General features: G+C 63.6%; 3 protein-coding genes and 1 pseudogene. All 4 read right to left on the bottom strand.

The annotated features are described in order from the left end of the window. Nucleotides 1-143: 143 nt before the first annotated feature. Entirely contained in the window at nucleotides 144-2,645 is a 2,502-nt protein-coding gene (gene fliD / locus CKO28_RS26965; RefSeq protein WP_200344484.1) for a flagellar filament capping protein FliD, read from the bottom strand. A 44-nt stretch (nucleotides 2,646-2,689) separates the two neighbouring features. Next, nucleotides 2,690-3,031, bottom strand: a complete 342-nt coding sequence (locus CKO28_RS26960) for a flagellar protein FlaG (protein WP_200344475.1) — start codon at nucleotides 3,029-3,031, stop codon at nucleotides 2,690-2,692. A gap of 248 nt (nucleotides 3,032-3,279) precedes the next feature. Continuing rightward, nucleotides 3,280-3,534, bottom strand: a complete 255-nt coding sequence (locus tag CKO28_RS26955; protein ID WP_200344473.1) for a flagellin — start codon at nucleotides 3,532-3,534, stop codon at nucleotides 3,280-3,282. Nucleotides 3,535-3,759: 225 nt separating this feature from the next. Then, nucleotides 3,760-3,854, bottom strand: a pseudogene (locus CKO28_RS26950) (IS5/IS1182 family transposase); the annotation flags it as partial.

Genomic DNA, 3,854 nt, shown 5'->3' with positions numbered 1-3,854 from the left:
ACGCCATCCTGGCGTTCTTCCGAGAGACTATTCCAAGAGAATGGAAAGCATTCCGCGAACAGGTGTCCGACAACTTCCGCATTATAACCCACCAAGATTTTCGGGTTTTGGAAGGTTAGGGGTATAGGCGTTTTGACAGGGCGTTAATCGCCGTTGGAAAGGGACGCCGCGAATTGGCTCAGACGGTCGCGCGCCGACTCCAGCTCGAGCAGCGCCTGCTCCATGGCTATGAACTGGCGCGTCAGGGCCTCGCGCTCGCGTTCCAGGCTGCGATCGATCCGGTCGACCTGGTCCTGCAAACGGTCGTTGAGGCCGGTCCGGTCGTTCCGCCCGATGACCCGGTCGATTTCCGACTGGATGATCCCGTCGCGCGGCCGGTTGTTGCTGAGTTTATCGGCGTCGAAAAACGCCGCGCTCCCGATGCCGTCGCTGGTCGAGATCGACACGGTTTCGGTGACGGCCCCGGTGCCGGTGCCGCTGAACAGGAGGCTGAGCCCCGTGAGCGGCCCGTCCTTGATGGTGAAGCGGCTCCCGTTCTGCTCGATATCGACGTTTGTGCCGTTCACGCTGACCGCATCGACCACGCCGTCGGTGGCTGTGATCTCCAGGTTCGCGTCGACGGCGCTGGTCGCGCCGGTGTAGCCGGTCATCTGCAGGTTGCTGTTGTCGGAGGAAAAGCCGAACTGGAACAGCTTGCTCAGGTCGTCAAAGTCGTTCAGCAGCCGGTCGTTCAGTTTCTGTGGATCGATCTGCAACGTGTCTTCAAGGGTCGCATCATTGATTTTCTCGTTGTCGACGAACTGGATCCCGGCCTGGGCGAGTACGGAGAACTCGCCGGTGCTGTTCCGGGCGCCATTCGCGAGGAAACCGCTCAGCCGCTGCTCGACCTGGCGGAGTATGGCCTCACCGCGCAGGGCACCCACCACGCTGTTCTCGGCGTCCGGATCCTGGCCTTCCAGCGGCGTTTCCAGGCGCTGGGCATTGATGAACTGTTTGACCTCGTTGTAGGCGGTGACGAAGTCCTGGATCGCCGTGTTTACAGCATCCTGGTCGCGTTCGATGTCGAACTGGATGTCGGTGCCGCGCTCAGCCTTGTACAGATTGATCGTGCTGCCGCCGAGCAGATCGTCGACCGTGTTGGTCTTCCGACTGACCGCGTCGGCGACGCCGATCCCGAGCTCGGTTGCCAACGCGTCGCTGACCGCGAGTGAGGGCACGTCGTTGTCCGGGCTGAGACCGAGTGTAGGTGTCAGGTCGCCGGAGGCGTCGATGACCGAGACCTTGCCGCCATCGTTGGAGGCGATCTCGAGCCGCGATTCCGTTCCGTTTCCGGTCACCTTCGCGCTCATTTTCAGGTCCGTGTCGGCCGTGATCACGTTCGCGATCTCCTGTAGGCTGTTTGCGCCGGTAAAGGAGAGTGTTTTGCTTTGCGGCGCGGTGCCTCCAGCACCGTAGTTGGTGATTTCGAGATCGAACGCTTCAGCGGCCTCGACTTCGCTCAGGTTGGAGAGCGCGTCGCCAGGCGCGAGGGTGAGAGACTGTGAGCGCTGTTCGGCGCCCGTCTTCTCAGCGTTGAATTCAAGCCGTGAGGTGCCGTCGGACTCTGTCACCACACGCGCCGACACCCCGAAGACGTTGTCGTTCACGTCGGCCGCTATGTCCTGCAGGCTGGTACCTGCGGTATCGTAGGTCCGGGTGATCGTCCGCGGCTCGACCCCGTTGTCGACCTTGAACGAGAGGGTCTGGTCACCCGTCAGCCCGAAACCGTCGATAGCTTGCAGATTGTCGGCTTTCGGATCGACGTTGAACGCGTCACTTTCCGACACGCTGCCGTCACTCAGCCCGTTGATCCGGAAGATCGAGCTTTCGGCCTGGCGCAGCTCGTTCTTGAAGTCGCCGGTTCCGCTACCATCGTCGACGATGATGCCGAGATCTCGAAGCGGACTACCGCCCGTCTCCTCCAGACCGATCGTCTCGCCCGGCGTCTCGGCGGTCAGGGTCAGGATCGCCTCGCTGTCGGAAATCGAGACGACCTGGGCGTTGACGCCGGTGGCGTTGTTGCCGCTGTTGGCCGCGTTGATCTTGTCGCGGACGTCCAGGAGACTGTCGGTCGCCGCGACCGCGACCTTGCGGCCGTTGACCGTGAAGGTCCCGCCGGTGAACGACCCGCCGAGATTGTCCACACTGTCCAGAGCCGTCGACGCGCTGGCGACGGAACCGCCCGCGACCTGCTGGCCCTGGGCCGTGCGCAGGACTTCCAGGTCATAGCTGCCGGGCTGGGCGGCGTTCTCGACGTTCGCCGTCATGATGCTGGTGGCGGTCGAGGCCTGCAGGCTGTCGTTCCGGGTTGCGGTCAGGAAGCCTTCCTTCGCCTCGAACACGTTGCCGCTGTTGTCGAACGTCGGCTTGCCGCGCAGCTGGTCCGCCGCCTGCTGCAGCGTGCTGAGCCGGTTCTGCAGGTCGGTCATCGCGTCGACCTTGACCTGGTTCTCGGCGATCCGGTTCTCCAGGCGCACGGCCGGCCGGCGCTTCGCCTCGACGATCTTCTCGACCGTCGCCCCGAAGTCGATGTCGGAGCCGGCACCGGTTACCGTGGTGCGGCCGTTGGAATCCACACGGACACTGCCGCCGAGCGCGTCGACCATAACCCAGTTCCTTTTACAGGGCCGTCAGGGCGGCCCGCGTCACGTCAGACGTTGCGATCCAGGATCTGACCCAGCATCGCCTTCAGCTTCTTCGCTGCCGAGATCACCGCCTCCGGCGGATAGGACTTGACGACATCGCCGGTCTCGGTGTCGACGACGGTGGCGATCACCTGCTGCAGGTCTTCGTCGACGCGAAGGCGCAGCTCGCTGGTCCGGCCGACAGGGCCGTCGCCGAGTTCCGCGGCGAGCGCACGGGCGAGGTCGTTGCTTCCGCCGCCTGCACCGGTGATGCGCGCGGGCTTCCCGTGAAGCTGTCCTGCACTGTTGTCGGCGCCCCGTCCGCCCGCGGCGGGGTCCAGGGGGATGGCTAGTGCCGAGACATCCATGCTCGTGTCCTCCGTTCAAATCTCGGCACCCACGGACCGACCGTTTGCCGGTTGGGATGCCGGATCGCTTGCCCGTTTGGAGACGACACGGGCCTGGAATCGCGCGCAGGATCGGCTCACGCACGACAGTCTGGGTCTGCCGCTGGGTGCAGCAAGCAGCAGGCCGAGACTGTCGGGTAAACAGATTAGAAGCGGTCGGGGAAGAGGAGGGAGCGCGCGGCTCCCTCCCCAAGATCGCCGAGGTCCGTTTACCGGAACAGCTGCAACAGGTTCTGCGGCAGCTGGTTGGCCTGCGACAGGGTCGAGGTGCCCGCCTGGACCAGCAGCTGCTGCTGGGAGAACTCGGTGATCGCCTTGGCGACGTTCAGGTCCTCCAACTCAGAGCGGGCCGCCTCCTGGTTCTCGCGGGTCAGCTCGACGTTCTGAGCCGCGAAGTCCAGGCGATTCTGAGCCGCACCGATGTCGGATCTGGCAGCCTGAAGCGAGTCGATCGCCGACGTCACGGCAGTGGACGCGAGGTCGGCGTTCTCTTTGGTGGAGATGTCGGAGCCTCCAATTCCCAGAGCTCCACTAGAAATCGAAGACAGCGTCACAGTGATTTCGTCCTCACCGGAAGAGACGCCCGTACCAACCTTAAACGTAAAGTCAGTACTATTCGCCCCTTGGAGCGTGAGGGCAGCAGAAGTGATAGAGGCGTTAGAGTCTGGCCGGGAATGAGTTGTTTCGTATCAAGGTCTTGCGAGCCGCCTTGTGAGCAGGCGGATGTGGGCGATCAGCACCCACGCGACCGCACTGGTGATGGTTGCCTCGACATCCTTGGCCA

This window comes from Rhodovibrio sodomensis (assembly GCF_016583645.1).
Lineage (GTDB): Bacteria > Pseudomonadota > Alphaproteobacteria > Kiloniellales > Rhodovibrionaceae > Rhodovibrio > Rhodovibrio sodomensis.
Note: the sequence above shows the minus strand (reverse complement) of the source record. Positions and strands in the feature narration are given on the sequence as shown.

What these genes read in the sequence shown, in the direction of transcription:
- fliD (WP_200344484.1), bottom strand. Translation starts at nt 2,645, where the DNA reads ATGGTCGACGCGCTCGGCGGCAGTGTCCGTGTGGATTCCAACGGCCGC.
- CKO28_RS26960 (WP_200344475.1), bottom strand. Translation starts at nt 3,031, where the DNA reads ATGGATGTCTCGGCACTAGCCATCCCCCTGGACCCCGCCGCGGGCGGA.